Raw genomic sequence first — 21,300 nt, 5'->3', positions numbered from 1 at the left:
GACATGGACTTGCTGACACACACCGAATATCAATCCATCGCCGACAATCTGACCTTTGCCACCAATGCATTCATTGATGGGGGGTACCGTCCGGCGATTTCGGGCAACACATTCGAAACAATAAACCCCGCAACCGGGGACGTGCTGGCCGATGTGGCCGCCTGTGATGCTCAGGATGTGGATTTCGCCGTTGCCAAGGCACGCGAAGCCTTCGAAGACGGCCGCTGGAGCCGGATGCATCCTTCGGATCGCAAGGATATCCTGATCCGCTTTGCCAAGCTGCTGACCCGCAACGCCCGCGAATTGGCAGTGATGGAGGCGCTTGATTCCGGCAAGACCATCTTTGATTGCGAAACCGTCGACATTCCCGAAACGATCAATTGTATCAAATGGCACGCCGAAGCGATCGACAAGCTGTATGATCAGGTGTCGCCGGCGTCCGATGATCACATCGCCATGGTGGTGCGTGAACCTATCGGAGTTGTGGGGTTGGTGCTGCCGTGGAATTTCCCTCTGCTGATGCTGGCCTGGAAGATTGGCCCGGCGCTGGCGTCTGGCTGTTCGGTGGTGGTGAAACCGGCCGAAGAAACGTCGTTGACGGCGCTGCGGGTGGCTGAATTGGCATCCGAAGCTGGCCTGCCACGCGGCGTATTGAATGTTGTGCCTGGTGGCGGGGCCGAGGTCGGAGAACCGATCGGGCGACACATGGAAATCGATATGATTTCTTTCACGGGCTCGACTGTGACCGGCAAACGCTTCTTGTCCTACGCTGCGGAATCCAATGCAAAGGAAGTGGTGTTGGAAATGGGGGGCAAGAATCCCTGTGTCGTGATGGAGGACGCCGAAAACCTGGACATGGTGGCCCAACATATCGTCAATGGTGCCTTCTGGAACATGGGTGAAAACTGTTCCGCCACCTCGCGGTTGATCGTGCACAAGGATGTGAAATCCGAACTGTTGGAGCGCATCACCGCCCATGCCCGTCACTGGAACATCGGCAACCCTTTGGACCCGGAAACCCGAATGGGCGCGCTGGTATCCAAGGCGCATTTTGACAAGGTCTGTGGCTATCTCGACAAATCCGACGCCATCGTCTTGGGGGGGCAGGCGCATGGGGGCACCCATGTCGAAGCCACCGTGGTCGAAATACCCGACAATGACCACCAGATGGCACGCGAAGAGATCTTTGGTCCGGTTCTGTCGGTGATCACTGTCTCGGGATTTGACGAAGCTATCGCCGTGGCCAATGACACTGACTATGGTTTGGCGGCATCATTGTTCACCAGCAACGTCAAACGGGCCATTCGCGGCGCACGGGCGATCCGGGCGGGCACCGTCACCGTTAACAGCTATGGCGAAGGCGACATCACCACCCCGTTCGGAGGCTACAAGCAGTCCGGCTTTGGCGGGCGCGACAACTCGGTCCATGCCCATGATCAATATACACAGTTGAAAACCATCTGGGTCGACCTGACTGATGATGCTGACGAGGCCGTGGATTGACCCGCTACACTGCCAAACGATTGCCGGTCCATCGCGGACCGGCAGCTTGGGCTGCAATTCTGGGGGAGGATACCCCTGGATTGGCTCTCAGTGAAAATACCACCGCCGATTTTGTTGTAGTTGGCGGTGGTTTTGCCGGGTTGTCAGCAGCGCGGCGGCTGACCCAGTTGCAACCCAATGCGCGCATTGTTGTGCTCGAAGCAGGAGAGATTGCCCAAGGTGCAGCGGGACGAAATTCCGGGTTTATGATTGACCTGCCACATGATTTGTCCTCGGACGATTATGCCGGCAGCGGAGATGATCGCACGTTGATCGCCTTGAACCGACAGGCGCAGACCTTTGGGCAGGCGGCCGTCGATGAATACGGGATCGAACCCAGTTTCTTTGACCGCGCGGGCAAGGTGAATGGAGCGGCAAGTGACCTGGCGCATTCCCATAACGTAAGCTATGCCAAGCACCTTGAAAGCCTGGGCGAGCCGTCAAATCTGCTCGACAGAGCGCAGATGGCGGAACTCACCGGCAGCACCCATTACCAATCGGGCCTGTATACCCCGGGAACTGTAATGTTGCAGCCCGCGGGCTATATTCGTGGCCTTGCCCACGGGCTACGTCGTGCCGGGGTGCAAATCTTTGAAAACAGCGCCGTGACGGGGTTCATCAAACAGGGGCAGACCTGGCAAATCACGACGGATCGGGGCTTTGGTGTCAGCACTCCCCGCGTGATCCTGACAACGAATGGCCACCTCGAAAGCTTTGGCATCGAACGCGGGCGTCTGATGCAGTTGTTCCTGTTTGCCACTATGACACCAGAGCTGGATGCCGATGCCTTGGCCAAACTGGGCGGGCAACCGCGTTGGGGTGTGACCCCGTCCGATCCGATGGGCACCACCATGCGCCGGATTGATCGTGGGCAGGGCGGCAACCGGGTCATCACGCGGACCTGTGCCGAACTGATCCCCGGCATGTCTCCCTCACAGGCGGGTCTGGATCGGGCCAAACGCGTGATGCAACGCAAATTTGACACCCGGTTCCCACAGCTTGCCGGGCTGCAGATGCAATATGCTTGGGCCGGCCATCTCTGCCTCAGCTTGAACGGCGTTGCTGTCATGCGTGAAATCGACAACGGCGTGTATTCTGGCTGTGTGCAAAACGGGTTGGGCACTGCCCGAGGTACGTTGACCGGTATCGGGGCGGCGGATCTGGCCTGTGGTCATGAATCCGACATTTCCCGACACTTTTCGCGGGAAGCACGCCCCAAACCTCTGCCGCCCCAGCCGTTTGCGAAACTAGGGGCAAATGCGGTTCTACGTTGGAAAGAATGGCGCGCGCGGGACGAATAAGATCCTGCACGCGCCAAGGCGTCAATCTTCACCAAGCGGACGATCTGCGCCCAACATCCGCCCCATATATCCCAGGAAGTCCCAGATTGTGCCCTCCAGGTCATCCGGAGCCAATGGTCCGGTTTGATAATAGCGGGTGTTCTGGGCCTTCTGCAGGGTTTCCAACTTTTCCTTGTCCTCAGCGTTGAAGGATTTGCACAGGTCCACATAGGCCACGACCTCGGGATCTTCGGGGTCGGTTTTCAGCCCGCACACCCCCCAGCGGATCGCCACTTTGCCCGCCTCATCCGGGCGCAGGCACAGGAACAGCGTGTAGTTCGACGCAATCGCGCAGACAAAGCTGGGATAGACGTTGAACAGGACCGAATTGTTCTTTTCCTCGTCCGTCATGTCCGCGTGGAACGGGCCGCGTGGTGGGAAATCGGGGTGGTAATAGGCGCGATAGGCGGTCCACCGGTCTTCGCCGGGGACCTTTTTGCACAATTGTGTCGGCGTCATCGGCTGCAATGTCTGTGGGTGTGTTGCAAACAGATGATACCCTTCCATGAAGTTCTCGGTCAGGTTCTTCCAGTTGGTGTTCCAAACCGTTTCATCCATGAACAGCAGGTTGCGGTCCTCGTGATGATAGTTGTGCAGAATGTTCTGCAATCCGCCCAGCTGTTCGGCCAGTGGTGCGGCAGTGCCGTCCAGATTGACAAAGATGAAGTTGTTCCAGATCTCGGTATTCATCTGGGGCAGTTTGCAGCCTTTGAAATCGAAATTCTTGGCCTTCTTCATCAGCGGTGCGGTTTTCAGGCGGCCATCTGTGTCATAGGTCCAGGCATGATACTGGCAAACAAACGCGCGTTTGTTGCCGCTGGGGGCTGTTTCCACCAAATTGCCACGGTGGCGGCAGACATTCGATAGCACATAGACCTGTTCATCGTGACCGCGTGACACCAACAACTGCTCACCGACCAATTCAGTGGTAAAGAAATCACCGGGGTTTGGCACCTCTCCGACATGGCCCAAACAGATCCATTCCCGGCGAAAGATGTGTTCCTTTTCCAGTTCGAGAAAATCGGCCGACGTATAAAAGCTGGGCGGCATGGTGCGCGCTTGTTCACGATCCAGCGCTTTGAGCTCGGTCAGTTCATTGCGCAAGACATCGACCGTTTTGATTTGGGTTGCGGGCATGTGATTCCCCTGCTGCGTTTCATCTGTGATCACAGTTTCGTAGCACGAAAAAATTCACGACGCCAAGGAAAATTCGCATCTCTTTTGGTCCCGCGCCCTGACGGGGAAGGATCAGTTCATATAACCGACGTAAAAGTCATGTGTTTCGGCACCCAAATCGGGCAGGTGTGGGGCACGCAAAAAGACCGACCCCATTGCCTGGGATCGGCCTTGCTTTGGGATCAAATCTGACCTGTGATCAGGCCGCGATGCCCCGGATAACCCAAAAAATGACAGCCGACAGAAGCGCCGCAGCAGGCACGGTTATCACCCAAGCTGCGATAATTGTCAGGAAATGTGACCGACGTACCAGCTTGCGGCGCCGGCGTTCTTCTTTGGCAATGGTCGGACGGTCCGGGATCTCTACGCGCGCCTTCTTCAGGCGACGCTCTGTATCCCATTCGCGGAAGAACCCAACGCCGAACACACCACCTACGGCAATGTGGGTCGAGCTCACCGGCAGCCCCAGCCAACTGGCCACAATGACCGTAATTGCGGCTGACAGGGCCACACAATAGGCGCGCATCGGGTTCAGTTTGGTGATCTGGCTACCCACCATGCGGATCAATTTTGGCCCGAACAGGAACAGACCGAACGAAATCCCGAAGGCTCCGATGATCATGACCCAGAACGGTATGCTGACGGCTGCTGTGAAATCCCCGGACTGCGACGCCTGTACGATCGCGGCCAGTGGACCAACCGCATTCGCCACGTCATTTGCGCCATGGGCAAAGCTCAGCAAGGCTGCGGAAACAACCAGCGGAATGCCAAACAGAACCTTGAGCGATTTGTTGCGGTTTTCCAAACCTTCGGATTGGCGTCGGATAAACGGAATCATGGCCAACCAGATGCCGATCCCGACCGCAAAACCGATTATCAGAGCCATCTGAATATCGATCTTGATGATCTTTTTCAAACCTTTGAGCGCCAGATAAGCGGCAAAGGCACCGGCCATAATACCGACCAGAACAGGCACCCATTTCCGTGCCGCAGCAATTTTGTCGGGCTGATAGACAATCCGAGCTTTGATGAACCACAGGAACCCGGCCGCTACGACACCACCCAAAACCGGTGAAATCACCCAGCTGGCGGCAATTTTGCCCATGGTGCCCCAACTGACGGCACCAAATCCGGCCGCCGCGATCCCGGCTCCCATCACACCGCCCACGACGGAATGGGTGGTCGATACCGGTGCGCCGACCCAGGTCGCCAGGTTCACCCACAGAGCTGACGACAGCAGCGCTGCCAGCATCGCCCAGATGAAGACTTCGGCGGTTCCCATGCTTTCAGGTGCGATGATACCCTTGGCAATGGTCGATACCACGTCGCCCCCGGCCAACAAGGCACCCATACTTTCAAAAATCGCAGCAATGGCGATCGCACCGCCCATGGTCAGGGCATTGGCCCCCACCGCAGGGCCCATATTGTTGGCCACGTCGTTGGCGCCAATATTCAACGCCATATAGGCACCAAACCCGGCCGCAATCACGACGATCATCGTGTTACTGGTCTGCCCAAAGAACAATGCAGCGGCCAACCCGGCCAGAACAACAAAGATAAACGCGATACCCGGCCCAACCATCGGGCGGGCGGCATAGCTCGTTGCCTTTTCCAAATTCGAAAACCGACCGAGATCCCGGTCAAGCGTTTCAAGGTGGCGGGGTTCAAAGTTTTTCTTGGTCATAGGGCCCTCAGCGGTTCTTGGTTCCAGCTCGTAGGTGGGGCGTCCGCGCTTTTCAACAGCTGATCGAAAATGCCCCCTACCTGGCTTTATTGACTTTGCCGGTGCGGCTTCTAGGGCACATTCTCAACAAAAATTGGCTCATGTCATGCAGCCGTTACGAAGAAGCCCCCGGAGATTTTTCTTCGGGGGCTTGCTTTGATTCTGGATCATCCTGTTTTGTCAGGCGTTGATGATGTCATTCAGTGTTTTGCTTGGTCTCATGATCTTGTCTTTGAGCATGGTTGAGGGTTTGTAGTATCCGCCGATGTCGGCGGCTGGTCCCTGGGCTGTTGCGAGTTCGGCGAGGATGGTCTTTTCGCCGGTTGCCAGGGCCTGTGCGATGGGGGCGAAATGGGCGGCCAGCGCGGCGTCGTCGCTCTGGGCGGTCAGCGCTTCGGCCCAGTAGCGGGCGAACCAATAGTGGCTGTCGCGATTGTCGGGTTCACCGACCTTGCGCGAGGGCGAGCGGTTGTTGTCCAGAATGCCCTGGGTCGCCACTTCGGCGGCGGCCCCCAGCACGCCTGCCTTGGCATTGCCGCGGCTGTCGGCGAGAAAGTTCAGCGATTCCCCCAGCGCACAGAATTCGCCCATGCTGTCCCAACGCAGGTGGTTCTGTTCCACCAGCTGCTGCACGTGTTTGGGGGCCGAGCCCCCCGCGCCGGTTTCAAACAGCCCGCCGCCATTCATCAGCTTGACGATGGACAGCATCTTGGCGCTGGTGCCCAGTTCCAGGATCGGGAACAGATCAGTCAGATAGTCCCGCAGCACGTTGCCGGTGATGGCAATGCTGTCCTGTCCGGCAGTGATGGTTTCCAGCGATGCCCGGGTTGCGTCGCGCGGTGCCATGATCTGGAATTTGTCGGCCACACCAGCAGCCTGCAGGGCGGGGTCCACATATTTGATCAGCTCGGCATCATGGGCGCGGTTTGCGTCCAGCCAAAAGATGGCCTGGCTCCCGGTCAGGCGCTGACGGTCCAGCGCCAGCTGGATCCAGTTTTCGATCGGGGCCTGTTTCGCGGTACAGGCGCGCCAGATGTCACCCGCCTCCACAGCGTGGGAATGCAGGGTGTCGCCATTGGCCAGAACGATGCGGATGGTGCCATCGGCTGCGGCCTCAAACGTGGTGGGGTGCGATCCGTATTCCTCGGCCTTCTGCGCCATCAGACCGACGTTGGCCACCGATCCCGCCGTGGTCACATCCAGAGCGCCATTGGCTTTGAAGAAGTTAATCGTTTCGTCATAAACCGTGGCATAGCATCGGTCGGGGATCACGCAATTGGTATCGCCCTTGGTGCCATTTGCGTCCCATCCCTTGCCACCTGCGCGGATCACCGCGGGCATCGAGGCGTCAATGATCACATCCGAGGGCACATGCAGGTTGGTGATACCCTTGTCGCTGTCAACCATATACATGGCTGGCCGGTCCGCGGTCACGGCGGCGATGGCCGCCATGATGTCGGCCCCGTGTTCTTCGCTGCCGCTGACCCGCTCCAGTAGATCGCCCAGACCCGAATTCGGGTTCACGCCCAGGGCGGCCATCTCGTCGCCATACTGGTCGAACACCGGTGCCAGCCAGGCGCGTACGGCATGGCCAAAGATGATCGGGTCGCTGACCTTCATCATCGTTGCCTTCATGTGCAACGAGAACATGGTACCATCCGCTTTGGTGTCTTCAATGGCCTCGGCCAAAAAGGACGCCAGCGCACGCGCCGACATAAAGGTGGCATCGGCAACAGTGCCCGCCTCCAGCGTCCAGCCGTCCTTCAGCACGGTGATGGCACCGTCGGCATCGACGAATTCGATCCGGGCGTCACCGGCCTGCGCGGCGGTGATGGTGGCGGATTTTTCGTTTGCATAAAAATCGCTACCCGGCATCGAGCTGACTTTGGTCTTGCTGTCTGCGGACCAGGTGCCCATCGAATGCGGGTTGGCCTGGGCGTAATTCTTGACCGCGCGGGCGGCGCGCCGGTCGCTGTTGCCTTCGCGCAGGACCGGGTTCACGGCCGACCCTTTGAGCGCGTCATAGCGTGCGCGGGTCGCCCGTTCGGCGTCTGTGCGGGGCTCTTCGGGATAGGCCGGGATGTCATACCCCTGGGCCTGCAGCTCTTCGATGGCGGCCACCAGCTGAGGCACCGACGCCGAAATATTGGGCAGCTTGATCACATTGGCTTCTGCCGTCTTGACCAGTTCGCCCAGCTCGGCCAGGTCGTCATTCTGACGCTGCTCGGGGCGCAGGGCCTCGGGAAAGGCCGCGATGATGCGCCCGGCCAGGGAAATATCACGGGTGCCGACGCTCACTCCGGCCGCCGACGCAAAGGCGCGGATGATCGGCAAAAACGACGCCGAAGCCAGCTCGGGCGCTTCGTCTACGATGGTATACAATATGTCGGACTTGAAAGTCTCTGCCATGGGTCTCTTACCTTTTCTGCCCGTCCAGGGCCATGAGATCTGAGAAGGAACGCGCCGTACGACATCATGCCGTACAGCCGCCAACCGTATGCGGAACCCTGAGGTCACCCCTCCATCCGCACAAAAAAAACAACGCACAATCCCAATAGATCAACACGCCAACAGGTTCAATCACATCAAAACGCGCATTTCGACACACCGCATAATTCAAATTCAACAGGGGCACCGCGTCGCCCGCAGGTCACGCAGACCTTTTGGCCACTTCCGCCAGCACTGCCATCGCGTCCAGTTCTCGCCCGTCCGGCACGAACAAGTGGTCATGATAGAACCCCGACACAGGGTTGACCCCCATGCCCTGCCCGGCCAACGCCGTGGTGATCCGCGCCAGAAAACCCACGGCTTCCAACGATGAATGCACACCCAAAGTAATCATGCGACTTGGGAACTCCCAGGCGAGCCCTGCCGCCTCGGCCTCCTCTTGCAACAAGATGAGCGTCACGCCTTCGGCCTCATGAAAGATCATCCTAGGGCGCACCCCGTCCGGCACACCCCGGTCAGGCACTGTCGCAAACACATACAATCCCTTATCAAGCCTGGCCGACATAGATCCAACAAGAACATCCAAATTTGTCTCACCACCCATCGGCGTTCCTTTCATGGTTACGCTCCAACAGGCCGATTTGCTGCACGTGCAATAGCGATCTCCTGCTGTGTCCGCATAGAAGCCTGTAATCCATTCTGCGACAACCCGGCCACACGCAGATAGGGGATTTCGGTTTTTGGTTCTGGCGATATAACTGAGATCCCGATTTCCTGTTTCTGGAGCCGAACTTGGACACGCCTGCCCGTATTGCCCGCACTATCGCAACTGAAATCAGCGCCCGCCCAGAACAGGTCGGTGCCGCGGTCAAGTTGTTGGACGAAGGTGCAACCGTTCCCTTTGTGGCCCGCTATCGCAAGGAAGTGACAGGAGGACTGGATGATACACAATTGCGAACATTGTCTGATCGATTGTCCTATCTGCGAGAGCTGGAAGCCCGCCGTGACACCATCCTGAAGTCGATCAAGGATCAGGACAAGCTGACGGATGATCTGGCCAAAGCCATCGTTGCTGCGGACACAAAGGCCCAGTTGGAAGACATATATCTACCATATAAGCCCAAGCGCCGGACCAAGGCGATGATCGCCCGCGAAAACGGGTTGGAGCCTTTGGCGCAAGCCATTCTGGCAGACCGCAACGCTGATCCCGAACATGTGGCACAGGGTTTTCTGAGCGAAACCGTTGCAACGACTAAGGATGCGCTGAACGGTGCCCGCGATATCATCACCGAAGGGTTGGCTGAAAATGCAAATCTGCTGGGTGAATTGCGCGGGTTTTTGCAGCGCGAGGCACGGTTGACCGCCAAGGTCATCGAAGGTCAAGAGCAGGCAGGGGCCAAGTTCAGCGATTATTTCGATCACTCCGAACTCTGGGCAAATGTTCCATCCCATCGGGCGTTGGCAATGTTGCGCGCCCAGAAGGAAGGGGTCGTGACTTTGGACATCGGGCCCGATCCCGAAGACGGCGCGGACCGGGCCGAAACCATCGTCGCTGCGCACCTGCAGACACGTGGCACCGGCCCTGGCGATCTTTGGCTGCGCAAGGTTGCAGGTTGGACCTGGCGAGTAAAGCTTTCGCTGTCGATGATGGTCGAACTGATGGCCGATCTGCGTGCTCGTGCCCAGGAAGAGGCCATTCAGGTCTTTGCCCGCAATCTCAAGGATCTGCTGTTTGCAGCTCCTGCCGGACCGCGCGCGACATTGGGGTTGGACCCTGGCATCCGAACCGGGGTCAAAGCTGCGGTTGTTGATGCGACAGGCAAATTGCTGGCCACCGAGACCCTGTACCCATTCCAGCCCAAGAATGATCTGCGCGGCGCACAAGCCACAATCTACAAGCTGATTGCCGACCACAAGATCGAGTTGATTGCCATCGGCAACGGCACAGCCAGCCGGGAAACCGAACGAATGGTGGCTGATACGATCAAAATGCTGCCTAAATCTGTCAAGGCACCGACCAAGGTCGTCGTGTCCGAAGCAGGAGCGTCCGTCTATTCGGCATCGGAATTGGCGGCACGGGAGTTTCCTGATCTGGATGTTTCGCTGCGCGGCGCTGTTTCCATTGCCCGTCGCCTGCAAGATCCGCTGGCCGAATTGGTCAAGATCGAACCCAAATCAATCGGCGTCGGACAATATCAGCACGATGTGGATCAACACCGGTTGTCCAAAATGCTCGAAGCCGTGATCGAAGATGTAGTGAACGCAGTAGGGGTGGACCTGAACATGGCCTCCGCACCTCTTTTGGCCCATGTCTCGGGGCTGGGTCCCGGACTGGCCGAGGCGGTCGTCGCCCATCGTGACACCAACGGGGCTTTTGCCTCGCGACGCGAGTTGCTCAAGGTGGCGCGTCTTGGGCCTCGGGCCTATGAACAATGCGCGGGATTCCTGCGGATTCGTGATGGCAAAGAACCGCTGGATGCTTCCTCGGTTCACCCGGAAGCCTACAAGGTTGCGCGCGAGATCGTAAATGCCTGTGGCCGCGATATTCGTCAGATCATGGGCGACGACACAGCGCTGGCTTCACTGCGTGCCGAACAATTCGTGACTGATACCTTTGGGCTGCCGACGATCCGCGACATTTTTGCCGAACTGGAAAAACCCGGCCGCGATCCGCGCCCCAGCTTTGTAACTGCATCCTTTGCGGATGGGGTCGAAACGATGGCTGACCTGAAACCCGGAATGGTACTGGAAGGAACGGTGACCAATGTCGCCGCCTTTGGCGCATTTGTCGACATCGGGGTACACCAGGATGGGCTGGTGCACGTCAGCCAACTGGCCGACCGCTTTGTCAAAGATCCCCACGAGGTGGTGAAGACAGGCCAGGTGGTCAAGGTCACCGTGACCGAAGTCGATGTAGCGCGCAAACGTATCGGGTTGACCATGCGCAAGGATGGCGGGACCTCGGCCCGAGATGATCGAAATGCACGGGGCCAACGCGCAGAGCAGAATCGTGGAGGCAAAGGCGGCCGCGGCAGCAATGCACCAACCGGGAAACAACCCATGAAGTCTGGTCCCAAGGATGGTGGTCAATCGACCGGTGCGCTTGGCGCAGCCTTGAAGGATGCTTTCAAAAAACGGTGACGCCGGAGAGCGAGGGGCTTGGCCCCTCGCGCGACGTATTCAAACCTTCTTTTCCCAATCAAAATGTTTCACAAGATCGGCCAACTCGCTGGCCAGTTCCTTGAACTGCGATCGTTCTCGCAGCAGCAGATGGACTTGGCGGCGATCATGCAGCCCCCGGATCTGGCGGAACCGAAGATCATGCGGCGTCAGATGCGCAACTGACCGCGGCAAGATCGTTACCCAATTGCGCGTGTGAACCATAGAAATCAGTGACAAGGTATTGTGCACCGTAACATTGCATTCACCAAAGGCTGCCCGAAAATCACGGGTTTCGATCTGATTGCAGAGCGCATTCATGACGAACCCCGCGGCCATCACGTCGGCCAGATCCGGCGTGTCCCTTTGCAACGCCAACGGATGATCCGGCGCACAGATCAGACCGAACTCATCATCAAACAGGGGCAAGTTTCTTATACCGTTCAGGACGTGTTCGCCAGACACCACACCCAGATCCGCCTGCCCTTGAAATAGCGCATCGATGACCTGCTGCGTATCTGTATCGCGCAGTTCGATCATCAATTGAGGATGTCGTCGCGTCATGGTTTCGATCGCAGACGGAAACACCAACCCCGCCACTGACGGAATCGATGCAATCCGGATCAGCCCCCGAGGGGCCTGTGCCGAGGTTTCTATGGTCTTGATAGTGTCGTCAAATTGGCGCAACTGGATCTGTGCCAATTCGAACACCTGCTGACCAAGGCCGGTCAAACTGTTCTTGCGTTCTCCTTCGAACAAACGCTGGCCCAGATGCTCCTCGAGCTGCTTCAACGTCATCGAAATCGCCGATTGTGTCCGCCCCAGCCTTTGGGCGGCTTCTGACAGGTTACCGACCTGCGCAACCACGCTGAAACAGCGCAGCATTTCGATCTTGATGGCCATACTTCAATTTTCCTGAAACCGAATTAAACAGTTTGAATTTGACTGATATTGGTCCCCGAGTCCATCCTGCCCCATCTCTTAGACATGTGTGGACCCTGGTAATGGCTGATACGAAACTGAACCTGATCGCTGGCGAATGGCTGACAGGCGAAAGCGAAATCGAAAACCGCAACCCTTCGGATTTGAGCGATCTGGTCGGCATCTTTGCCCAAGCCAGCGCCGATCAGTTGGATGCGACGCTGGATCAGGCGCGGATCGCACAGGCCGAATGGGCCGCCTACGGCATGGAACGCAAACAGGCCGTCCTGATGAACATCGGCAACGAGCTGATGGCCCGCGCCGAAGAGCTGGGCACACTGCTCAGCCGTGAAGAAGGCAAGCCCTTTGCCGAAGGCAAAGGCGAGGTTTATCGCGCCGGTCAGTTCTTTACCTATTACGCCGCCGAATGCCTGCGTCAGCTGGGCGAAAACGCCGATAGCGTCCGCCCAGGCGTCGAAGTCGACGTGCGCCGCGAAGCGGTGGGTACCGTCGCCATCATCAGCCCCTGGAACTTTCCCACCGCGACCGCATCATGGAAGATCGCGCCAGCGCTGTGTTATGGCAACGCTGTGGTATGGAAACCTGCGAACATCACCCCCGCGTCCGCTGTGGCCCTGACCGAAATCATCAACCGTCAGGACATCCCCAAGGGTCTGTTCTCGTTGGTCATGGGGTCGGGCCGCAGCATCGGCCAGCGCCTGGTCGAAAGCCCCAAGGTCGACGCCATCACCTTTACCGGCTCGGTTCCGGTCGGCAAAGGTATCGCTGCGGCTGCAATCCAGAACCTGACCAAGGTTCAGATGGAAATGGGGTCGAAAAACGCGCTGGCTGTCATGGATGATGCCGACGTTGATCTGGCCGTCACCCTGGCCCTGGGCGGTGCCTTTGGCAGCACTGGTCAGAAATGCACAGCCAGCTCGCGTTTGGTGGTTCATGCCGCCGTGCACGATGCGTTTGTGGAAAAGCTGGTTGCAGGCGCGCAGGCAATGAAAGTCGGCCACGCGCTGTCCGACGGCATCCAAATGGGCCCCGTCGTCAGCCAGCAGCAGCTGAGCGAAAACCTGGCCTATGTGGATCTGGGCAAATCCGAAGGTGCCGAACTGGCCTGTGGTGGTCAGCGCCTGGAAATGCCGCACGACGGATTTTACATGTCCCCCGGCGTATTCCTGAACACCAACAACACCATGCGCATCAACCGCGAAGAGATGTTTGCCCCGCTGACATCCGTCATCAAGGTCGACAGCTATGAAGAGGCGCTGAGCGTCGTCAATGACACCAACTTTGGCCTGACCTCGGGCATCGTGACCCAGTCGCTGGCCCGGGCCACGCACTTCCGCCGCAACGCGCGCACCGGCGTTGTCACGGTCAACCTGCCCACCGCTGGCACCGACTATCACGTGCCGTTCGGCGGGCGCGGGGACAGCTCATACGGGCCACGCGAACAGGGCAAGGCTGCTGCTGAATTCTACACAACTGTGAAAACGGCCTACATCTCGGCAGGGAGCCCCATTTAATGCGTATCGATTGCTTGCAGTACGCCAATTGGTCGGAAAAGATCTTTCGCCAGATGCGCGAAGGCGGCGTGGACGCGGTCCATGTCACCATCGCTTATCACGAAAATTTCCGTGAAACCGTGTTGAATTTCGAACAGTGGAACCGCTGGTTCGAACAATACCCGGATCTGATCATGAAGGGACAGTGGGCAAGCGATATAGACAAAGCCAGAGCAACAGGCCGCACGGCCATCTTCTTTGGCTTTCAAAACCCCAGCCCGATCGAAGACGACATCGGGCTGGTGGAAATCGTGCACACATTGGGTGCGCGGTTCATGCAGCTGACCTATAACAACCAGTCTTTGCTGGCCACCGGCTGTTACGAAGCCGAAGACACCGGCATCACCCGGATGGGCAAACAGGTCATCAAGGAAATGAACCGAGTCGGTCTTGTAGTGGACATGAGCCATTCGGCGGACCGCTCGACCATCGAGGCCGCCGAGATTTCCGAACGCCCCATCGCGATCACCCATGCCAACCCGCATGAATGGTCGCCCGCCCTGCGCAACAAAAAGGATGATGTCATCCGCGCAGTGACGGAAAACGGCGGCATGATGGGCTTTTCGGTCTATCCTCATCACCTGAAGGATAAATCGGACTGCACGCTCAGCAGTTTCTGCGAGATGATCGCACGCACGGCCGAAAAATATGGGGCAAGCCAACTGGGGATTGGTACCGACCTCTGCCAGGACCAACCCGACAGCATCGTGGAATGGATGCGCGTCGGACGTTGGTCCAAGGTTATCGACTATGGCGAAGGATCCGCGTCGGCTCCGGGGTTTCCTCCGATGCCGACATGGTTCGAAGACAACCGCCACTTTGGACAGATCGAAACAGGACTACGCGCGACCGGCCTGAGCAACGATGAAGTTGCCGGGATCATGGGCGGGAACTGGTACAGGTTCTTTGCCGACAACTTTGGCCCCCGAGGGTAATCCCCGGGGTTGATAAACAAGGGTTTGACCATATGGAAACAGTCGCGCAGACCACCATACCACGGCGTGATCCTGCGACAGTCATGCGATTGTCGCGCCTGGGATCTCTGCATCAGTGCCGCCTCAGCTTTATGCGCATCCTGACCCGGCGCATGGCGCGCGAAAACTGGCGTTTTGAGCGTCCGGTTTTCGAGATCGACGCCAAGGGCGTTGGCCACGCCGTCTTTTCGGCCATCGGCCCGGATCGCACCTATTCGCTGATCGCATTTGCACATGATCTGCCGCCGGAAATGCGCTCGGACCGGGTGATTGCCACCGCATGGGACGCGACATTCACCCTGTTTGACGGAGTTCCGACCCAGGCCGACATAGACAGGTTGCACCAGAACGTTCCCCATCAGGAAGCGGGCCGCGTGCAGGAGACCGAACTGTCGGTATCACGCGCCAACCGGTCTGTACGCCTGTGGGAGCATTTTGTTAGCTCATTGGCCGCCGGTCACCAACCCAATCGCGAAAAAACCGCTGCTGTTGGATATTTGATGCGCACCACCGCCGTTTATGGGTCGGGCAAGTTGGGCGCGGCGGATCGTGAAAAATCCGCCAACCGGCCCGAAACCATGGTCCCATTCCAAGTGGAAATGCTGTCGGTATTTCTAACCCGATGGTTTGTGCGCGATCTGGTCAATCACATGGCTCACGCCCGTGGTGGCGACACGGCTGTTGAACTCGACCCGGATATTGCGCTGTCACTGGGCATTGGCAATTCAACCGGGCTGGGCATGGCCCCCTATATCGTCAACCACCCCGTTCTGTTCAACAATTGGATCATGGCCCGCGAAGAGGCAATTGCCAGGGTGCGTTCAGTTGAAACCGCCAACACAGAAGAGGTCGACACCTTCCGTCACCTATTGCGCCGGTCGGAAAAAACCGTGGCTCTATGGCGGTCCGAACACCCGATCCAAATTGATAAACTGGCCGATTTGCGTGCCGATCTGGACAAGATCAACAGCTTTGTCGCGGCAGATGATCTGATCAACGATCTCCCATGGAACCGCCTCTATTCGTGGGCAGAACAGAACCTGAGCGAAGAAGGTCAGGAACTGGTCGCATCGTTGATCCTGGAACCATATGGCGAATTGGTTGATGGATTGGCGGACTGCATGGCTGATTTCGACACCAATGCCTTCCGCATCAACGGCGCTATGAGCGTTGGTCAAGTCAACGAACTATTGTCCGGGTGTTTCGGTTGGGGTTTTAACACGGATTGGCAGGCCGCCCAGAACTGTGCCCGCGCCTGGTATGTCTCTGAGGAAAAGCTGGAACCCCGTCTGGGCGAACGTTTTGAAGAACCGGTGGCAGATTATGAACAGCCTTTGGCACCAGCCCGTGACGCTGCAGCATTACACGCGACGTTGAACCAATGGCCGGCGGAAACGCCGGTGGCGGAATTCCTGCTAAAACATCCCGAACACCGCCACATGGTGCGCCGCGCCCAGATCAATGCCCGCGCGCCTTATGCGGAAATCCACGACAACACCATCAGCTCAACCGTGCTGCCCATCGATATGCTGCGGTGCAAGCTGGCGTTCTTTGGGGCGACCCATTTCGATCCGCGGTCAGATCGCTGGGTGCGCATCAGCATGTATGGCGGCGCGCCCTACCCCAATGATCTGACAACCAGCGACCCTGATCGCTGGGTCTACCCCGAGTTGGAGGGCGCGCAATGAGTTTTGCATTGAACGAAGTCGAAGCCACCGCCAAAAAAGCGACACGCGGCGCGGCTTACACTTGGGGTTTGGCCGAAGAAGCTTCCAAAGCGACCCGTTGGCTGTGCGCGCAGGGCATGGATGGATGCGCGGCCTTGGCCGGCTTGCTACGCAAGACAGACCGTGCCACAGATATGGCTCCCGTATCGCTGGATGGAAATTGGCACGGGGCATCGGGCCGATTGTGCGCTCTGATTGCTGGGGCCAGCCTCTCGGATTGCGCCTATCGGCTGCCACAGGGCGAGATCCACATGGAAAACGTCATCGCGCCGCAGCTATTGATTCCGTTCGCCGCCGCGGCTGCCCGTCAATTGGGTCAGCCCGTCACCATTGGCTGGGGTGGCGTTGAAATCGCGACAGATGGATCCAGGCTGGACGCGGCGGACATGCCAACCACCGCCATCGCCGAAACCGTCACCGTCCGTTTGGGCGGGCAGATAGGTCAGCCAGTCGCCCAGCACAGCCGTGCGACGCCGGACGTGAATGACTGGACCTATCTGAACGAACTAGCCGGGCGCACCTACGCCCCCGCAACCGAAGAATCCCGTCTCAAGGGGGCCGGTGCTGGCCTCTCCGATAACGACTGACACGCCGAGGACACCATGATTGAAACCAAAACACTGACTCTTGCCGAGATCGAAGACCTGTCCTTGCGCGCCCTCATGGCCGCTGGCACATCCGAAGAAAATGCCCGCCCGCTGGCCGCAGCAACTGCCCAGACCGAAGCGGACGGCGTTGCAAGCCACGGATTGGCCTATATTCCGATTTATTGCGAACATGTGCAGTGTGGCAAGGTTGATGGGCAGGCCACACCGGTGCTGACCCAACCCCGCCCCGGTGTGGTCAAAGTCGATGCGGCCACAGGGTTCGCCCATGCAGCCATCGACATGGGTTTCGAAACCCTGATCCCGCTGGCCCGGGAACAGGGAATTGCCGCATTGGCGATCAACAACAGCTATAATTGTGGTGTTCTGGGCTGCCATACATACCGGCTGGCCCAGGCCGGACTGCTGGGCATGGGGTTCACCAATGCACCTGCGTCCATCGCGCCCTCGGGCGGGTCCAAACCCGTTGTCGGGACCAATCCGTTTTCCATCGCCGCCCCCGGAGCTGACGGGCAACCCGCCCTGTTGATCGACCAAAGTGCCAGCACCATCGCCAAATCCGAAGTGATGAAACACGCCCGCGAAGGCAAATCGATCCCGGTTGGTTGGGCATTGGATAGCGAGGGCAACCCCACCACGGACCCCAACGTTGGCCTCAAAGGGTCCATGGCCCCTTCGGGTGGATACAAAGGCGTGGGCATCGCCCTGCTGACCGAAATCATGGCCGCCGCAATGACCGGCGCGACGCTGGGCATAGATGCGTCGCCGTTTTCCGGCACCGCAGGCGGTCCCCCAAAAACCGGACAATTCTTTATCGCCATTGACCCGGGCCAGACATCGCAGGGCGATTTCGCCGCGCGCATGTCAGCGCTGGTGGCAGCCATCCACGAACAGGATGGTGCCCATCTTCCTGGCGATGGACGTCAGGCCAAGCGGCGCAAGTCCGCTGAACACGGCGTTGCAGTCAACGTCGCAACTTTGGAGCGGATCAACGCGATTCTGCTCTGACACGACAGTTTTCTCGACACATGTGTCGTTTCTTGACCGTTTTCCACCGGACAAGAGCAAGTGCAAACGGCGCAATTGGGAAAACTAGGACAATTGTGTGAACAGGGAGGAACACATGTCTATCAAACAACCCTTTACCGATCTCCAGATCCCCAAAGCTGGTGGCGGTTTTTACGAAGGTCACAGCGTCGAGATCGCCTTGCTGAGCAAGGGGATCATGGTCGCGCTGGTGATCTGGGCATTGATATGGCCAGCCAACGCCAATGGCGTTCTGGGTAGCCTGAACTGGCGCCTGCTGGAAGATTTCAATGCCTTCTACATCATCATTGTTGGCCTGTTTTCCTTCTTCCTTTTGGTTGTCGCGATTCTGCCCAGCACGGGTAAACGCGTGATGGGAACCCCGGGTGAAGCACCGGAGTTTTCGAACTTCTCATGGTTCTCGATGATGTTCGGGGCTGGTCTGGGCGTCGGCCTGATGGTTTTCGCCACCGCAGAACCTCTGGGCCTGTGGGGATCAAACCCCGAAGTCCTGTCCGGCAATGTCGCGCCGAACACCGAAGAGGCCGTTCAATCTGGATACCGTTATACGTTCCTGCACTATGGCTTCCACGCATGGGCCATCTATGTGACCACAGGCCTGGCGTTGGCCTACTACGCCTATACCCGCAACATGCCATTGACCATCCGGTCGGCCCTGACACCATTGTTCGGTAGCCTGATGAACGGCTTCCTGGGTCACGTCGTAGACGTCCTGGGCGTTGTGGCAACCATTCTGGGTGTTTCCGTGACCATCGGTTTCGGTGTCTCGCAGTTCATCGACGGCATGTATGCCATCACGGGCATGGAATGGATGATGGATATGACTGGTGACGCACCCAAACCGGGTACAGTCGGTCTGGTAGCAGGTCTGTTGGTCATCATGAGCATGTCGATCCTGTCCGCCGTGTCGGGTGTTGGCCGCGGGGTGAAATACCTGTCGAACCTCAACCTGGTTCTGTCGATCATCCTGCTGATGACTTTTGTTATCTTTGGATCGTTCCTGTTTGCCATGTCGACTTATGTGTCGGCTTTTGTTGACTACATCCTGCACTATGTATCGCTGTCTTTTGGTGCCTTTAGTCCAATGTCTGCTGACGCATTTGCGGCGGGGCTGCCTGCTGATGCCGCACCGCATGCTGATGCGCTGCGCGGTGGTGCAACCAATGCATGGGGATCGTTTGCCGGGTTCAAATCCGGCCTGGAAGGCGAAGCTGCCAACCTGTCCGACGAAGTTCTGACCGCTGCCTACGCGGCTGGTGAACAGGGTCGTCAATTCGGCTGGCAGGCCGGATGGACCACATTCTATTGGGCTTGGTGGATCGCGTTCTCGCCATTCGTTGGCCTGTTCTTGGCCCGCATCTCCAAAGGTCGTTCGGTACGTGAATTCATCATCGGCTGCGTGTTCGCACCTGCCATGGTTTGTTTCGCGTGGATGACCATCCTGGGCGGAACTGCGATTGATCTGGAGCTGACAGGTAATGCCGAAGGTGCCATCATCGGGGCCTCCAACACTGCGAAACTGTTTGTCACCTTGGGTGAAATGATTTCGGGTGGGTTCCTGTCGGCCATCACCATCATGTGTGTGGTCCTGATCATGACCTTCCTCGTCACGTCGGCGGACTCGGGCATTCTGGTGATGAACACCATCATGTCCGGCGGCGAACAGCAAACCGGCATCAAACACCGTATCGTTTGGGGTCTGTTGTTGACGTTGGTGATCGCGACCTTGCTGATCGCAGGTAAAACCAACGGTGGTGCCGATCCGATGGAAGCGTTGAAGAGCGCGATGATCATCGGCGCACTGCCCTTTACCATGGTCATGGGCCTGATGTGTGTGGCCTTGGCCAAGGCATTGTTCCGCGACAGCCAGCGCGACAAAGCTGCGGCCGTGGCGACCAGCGCAGCCGAATAAAGCCAAAGGGTTTGACCCTTTGCGGGTCAGGCCACTCTTCCGGAACGCGTGCAGGGTCAAACCTGCGCGCGTTTTCCGTTCTCAACCCTTGAACGTCGTTGCGTGCGCTTCGCGCATTGTCAGGGCCGACTGGCGTATTTCATCCGAGATCTGGGTCAGCTGTGAGGCAAGCGGGCTGGACTTGCGCCAGATCATCCCGATGCTGCGCGACGGCTGCGGTTCCGGAAACCGCGACACCGCCACCGAAGCGGACCGGGTTTCAACCTGCTGAGCCATCTCGGGGATCAACGTCACGCCAATCCCGGCATTCACCATCTGAACCAGCGTCGACAGTGTGCTACCGTCCAGCCATTCCCGCGGACGTGCCGATTGGATATTGCAAAAGGTCAGCGCCTGATCACGGAAACAATGCCCCTCTTCCAGTAAGAGAAGCCGCATTTCGCGCAGCATGTCCCGATCCGGCACCGGTTTGTTGGCATCCACACCAGGGCGGATCAGCACAAAATTCTCCGAGAACAGATCAACTTCGGCAAAGGCAGGATCAGAAATCGGCAGCGCCAGAATGGCCGTGTCGATGCGCCCTTCGGCCAGTTCCTGCAACAGGTTCGGTGTCAGGGTTTCGCGTACATGCAGATCAAGATCCCCATGCGACTGTGACAAATCGCGAATGATCTGAGGCAACATATAGGGCGCGATGGTCGGAATTACCCCAATTCTGAGACGTCCCACCAACCGCTCCTGCGATGCCCTCGCCAGTTCGCCCAGCTCTTCGACAGAGCGCAGGATGTCGCGAACCCGCACCGCAAATTCTTCGCCAAACCCCGTCAATCTCACCTGGCGGGCATTGCGTTCGAACAGCGTCATGCCCAGCGATTCCTCCAATTCTCGGATCTGCACTGACAGCGCTGGCTGGGAAATCGACCGGTCATCAGCGGCGCGACCAAAGTGACCGATGCGCGCCAGCGCCTCGAAATAGCGCAGTTGTCTGAGAGTAAAGTTGATCATAACCTTTTCCTATCGTTACGATCAGAAAATGCAACTTAATCCAATCAATTTCCTTTGCTAGAATTATTCTAAGCACGCACCAAAGGAGCCATCCACCCAATTTCAATGCCCTGAACAAACATGCATCCGCACCCAGGCGGCGCCTGG

At 58.2% G+C, this 21,300-nt stretch carries 15 protein-coding genes; 9 read left to right on the top strand and 6 right to left on the bottom strand.

The window, feature by feature from the left end; genetic code table 11:
- Positions 1-3: 3 nt before the first annotated feature.
- Both QEZ52_RS21485 and QEZ52_RS21480 read left to right on the top strand, forming a co-directional pair.
- On the top strand, positions 4-1,503 hold the full coding sequence (locus QEZ52_RS21485; protein ID WP_343211844.1) for an aldehyde dehydrogenase: 1,500 nt from the start codon (positions 4-6) through the stop codon (positions 1,501-1,503).
- Positions 1,500-2,843 carry an FAD-binding oxidoreductase gene (locus tag QEZ52_RS21480; protein WP_343211843.1) on the top strand — a complete coding sequence of 448 codons (1,344 nt, stop codon included), beginning with the start codon at positions 1,500-1,502 and terminating at the stop codon, positions 2,841-2,843. Before QEZ52_RS21485 ends, QEZ52_RS21480 begins: the two co-directional genes overlap by 4 nt.
- A 21-nt stretch (positions 2,844-2,864) precedes the next feature.
- Here the strand turns inward: QEZ52_RS21480 and QEZ52_RS21475 are convergent, their stop codons facing one another.
- The 4 genes from QEZ52_RS21475 to QEZ52_RS21460 form a co-directional block, all read right to left on the bottom strand.
- Positions 2,865-4,019 (bottom strand): aromatic ring-hydroxylating dioxygenase subunit alpha, encoded by a 1,155-nt coding sequence (locus tag QEZ52_RS21475; RefSeq protein WP_343211842.1) that lies wholly within the window; start codon positions 4,017-4,019, stop codon positions 2,865-2,867.
- A gap of 238 nt (positions 4,020-4,257) precedes the next feature.
- On the bottom strand, positions 4,258-5,742 hold the full coding sequence (locus tag QEZ52_RS21470) for an inorganic phosphate transporter (protein ID WP_343211841.1): 1,485 nt from the start codon (positions 5,740-5,742) through the stop codon (positions 4,258-4,260).
- Positions 5,743-5,961: 219 nt separating this feature from the next.
- On the bottom strand, positions 5,962-8,190 hold the full coding sequence (locus QEZ52_RS21465) for an NADP-dependent isocitrate dehydrogenase (protein WP_343211840.1): 2,229 nt from the start codon (positions 8,188-8,190) through the stop codon (positions 5,962-5,964).
- 241 nt (positions 8,191-8,431) lie between these two features.
- Positions 8,432-8,833 carry an ACT domain-containing protein gene (locus QEZ52_RS21460; protein ID WP_343212027.1) on the bottom strand — a complete coding sequence of 134 codons (402 nt, stop codon included), beginning with the start codon at positions 8,831-8,833 and terminating at the stop codon, positions 8,432-8,434.
- Between the two features lie 188 nt (positions 8,834-9,021).
- Between QEZ52_RS21460 and QEZ52_RS21455 the strand changes: the two genes are divergently transcribed.
- Positions 9,022-11,370 (top strand): Tex family protein, encoded by a 2,349-nt coding sequence (locus tag QEZ52_RS21455; protein ID WP_343211839.1) that lies wholly within the window; start codon positions 9,022-9,024, stop codon positions 11,368-11,370.
- 39 nt (positions 11,371-11,409) lie between these two features.
- On the opposite strand, the gene QEZ52_RS21450 is transcribed toward QEZ52_RS21455, so the two are convergent.
- Positions 11,410-12,291, bottom strand: coding sequence for a LysR family transcriptional regulator (locus QEZ52_RS21450; RefSeq protein ID WP_343211838.1), 882 nt, complete (start codon positions 12,289-12,291; stop codon positions 11,410-11,412).
- A gap of 101 nt (positions 12,292-12,392) precedes the next feature.
- Between QEZ52_RS21450 and QEZ52_RS21445 the strand changes: the two genes are divergently transcribed.
- From QEZ52_RS21445 to QEZ52_RS21420, 6 genes are all read left to right on the top strand, one after another.
- Entirely contained in the window at positions 12,393-13,844 is a 1,452-nt protein-coding gene (locus QEZ52_RS21445; RefSeq protein ID WP_343211837.1) for an aldehyde dehydrogenase family protein, read from the top strand.
- A complete protein-coding gene (locus QEZ52_RS21440; RefSeq protein WP_343211836.1) occupies positions 13,844-14,818 on the top strand; it encodes a membrane dipeptidase in 975 nt (324 codons plus the stop codon). Before QEZ52_RS21445 ends, QEZ52_RS21440 begins: the two co-directional genes overlap by 1 nt.
- Before the next feature lie 32 nt (positions 14,819-14,850).
- A complete protein-coding gene (locus QEZ52_RS21435; RefSeq protein WP_343211835.1) occupies positions 14,851-16,545 on the top strand; it encodes a hypothetical protein in 1,695 nt (564 codons plus the stop codon).
- Positions 16,542-17,171 carry a DUF3726 domain-containing protein gene (locus tag QEZ52_RS21430; protein WP_343211834.1) on the top strand — a complete coding sequence of 210 codons (630 nt, stop codon included), beginning with the start codon at positions 16,542-16,544 and terminating at the stop codon, positions 17,169-17,171. The genes QEZ52_RS21435 and QEZ52_RS21430 overlap by 4 nt, the downstream gene beginning before the upstream one ends.
- A gap of 15 nt (positions 17,172-17,186) precedes the next feature.
- Positions 17,187-18,197, top strand: coding sequence for an Ldh family oxidoreductase (locus QEZ52_RS21425; protein WP_343211833.1), 1,011 nt, complete (start codon positions 17,187-17,189; stop codon positions 18,195-18,197).
- A gap of 115 nt (positions 18,198-18,312) precedes the next feature.
- Positions 18,313-20,148 (top strand): BCCT family transporter, encoded by a 1,836-nt coding sequence (locus QEZ52_RS21420; RefSeq protein WP_343211832.1) that lies wholly within the window; start codon positions 18,313-18,315, stop codon positions 20,146-20,148.
- 81 nt (positions 20,149-20,229) lie between these two features.
- On the opposite strand, the gene QEZ52_RS21415 is transcribed toward QEZ52_RS21420, so the two are convergent.
- Entirely contained in the window at positions 20,230-21,153 is a 924-nt protein-coding gene (locus QEZ52_RS21415) for a LysR substrate-binding domain-containing protein (protein WP_343211831.1), read from the bottom strand.
- Positions 21,154-21,300: the final 147 nt, after the last annotated feature.

The organism is Aliisedimentitalea scapharcae (assembly GCF_045277565.1).
GTDB classification, from domain to species: domain Bacteria; phylum Pseudomonadota; class Alphaproteobacteria; order Rhodobacterales; family Rhodobacteraceae; genus Aliisedimentitalea; species Aliisedimentitalea scapharcae.
This window is presented reverse-complemented; position numbering and strand designations above follow the sequence as displayed.

Bases quoted from the DNA above. Each gene is read 5' to 3' on its own strand.
- QEZ52_RS21485 (WP_343211844.1), top strand. From the start codon at position 4: ATGGACTTGCTGACACACACCGAATATCAATCCATCGCCGACAATCTG.
- QEZ52_RS21475 (WP_343211842.1), bottom strand. From the start codon at position 4,019: ATGCCCGCAACCCAAATCAAAACGGTCGATGTCTTGCGCAATGAACTG.
- QEZ52_RS21470 (WP_343211841.1), bottom strand. From the start codon at position 5,742: ATGACCAAGAAAAACTTTGAACCCCGCCACCTTGAAACGCTTGACCGG.
- QEZ52_RS21465 (WP_343211840.1), bottom strand. From the start codon at position 8,190: ATGGCAGAGACTTTCAAGTCCGACATATTGTATACCATCGTAGACGAA.
- QEZ52_RS21460 (WP_343212027.1), bottom strand. From the start codon at position 8,833: ATGGGTGGTGAGACAAATTTGGATGTTCTTGTTGGATCTATGTCGGCC.
- QEZ52_RS21450 (WP_343211838.1), bottom strand. From the start codon at position 12,291: ATGGCCATCAAGATCGAAATGCTGCGCTGTTTCAGCGTGGTTGCGCAG.
- QEZ52_RS21445 (WP_343211837.1), top strand. From the start codon at position 12,393: ATGGCTGATACGAAACTGAACCTGATCGCTGGCGAATGGCTGACAGGC.
- QEZ52_RS21440 (WP_343211836.1), top strand. From the start codon at position 13,844: ATGCGTATCGATTGCTTGCAGTACGCCAATTGGTCGGAAAAGATCTTT.
- QEZ52_RS21435 (WP_343211835.1), top strand. From the start codon at position 14,851: ATGGAAACAGTCGCGCAGACCACCATACCACGGCGTGATCCTGCGACA.
- QEZ52_RS21430 (WP_343211834.1), top strand. From the start codon at position 16,542: ATGAGTTTTGCATTGAACGAAGTCGAAGCCACCGCCAAAAAAGCGACA.
- QEZ52_RS21425 (WP_343211833.1), top strand. From the start codon at position 17,187: ATGATTGAAACCAAAACACTGACTCTTGCCGAGATCGAAGACCTGTCC.
- QEZ52_RS21420 (WP_343211832.1), top strand. From the start codon at position 18,313: ATGTCTATCAAACAACCCTTTACCGATCTCCAGATCCCCAAAGCTGGT.
- QEZ52_RS21415 (WP_343211831.1), bottom strand. From the start codon at position 21,153: ATGATCAACTTTACTCTCAGACAACTGCGCTATTTCGAGGCGCTGGCG.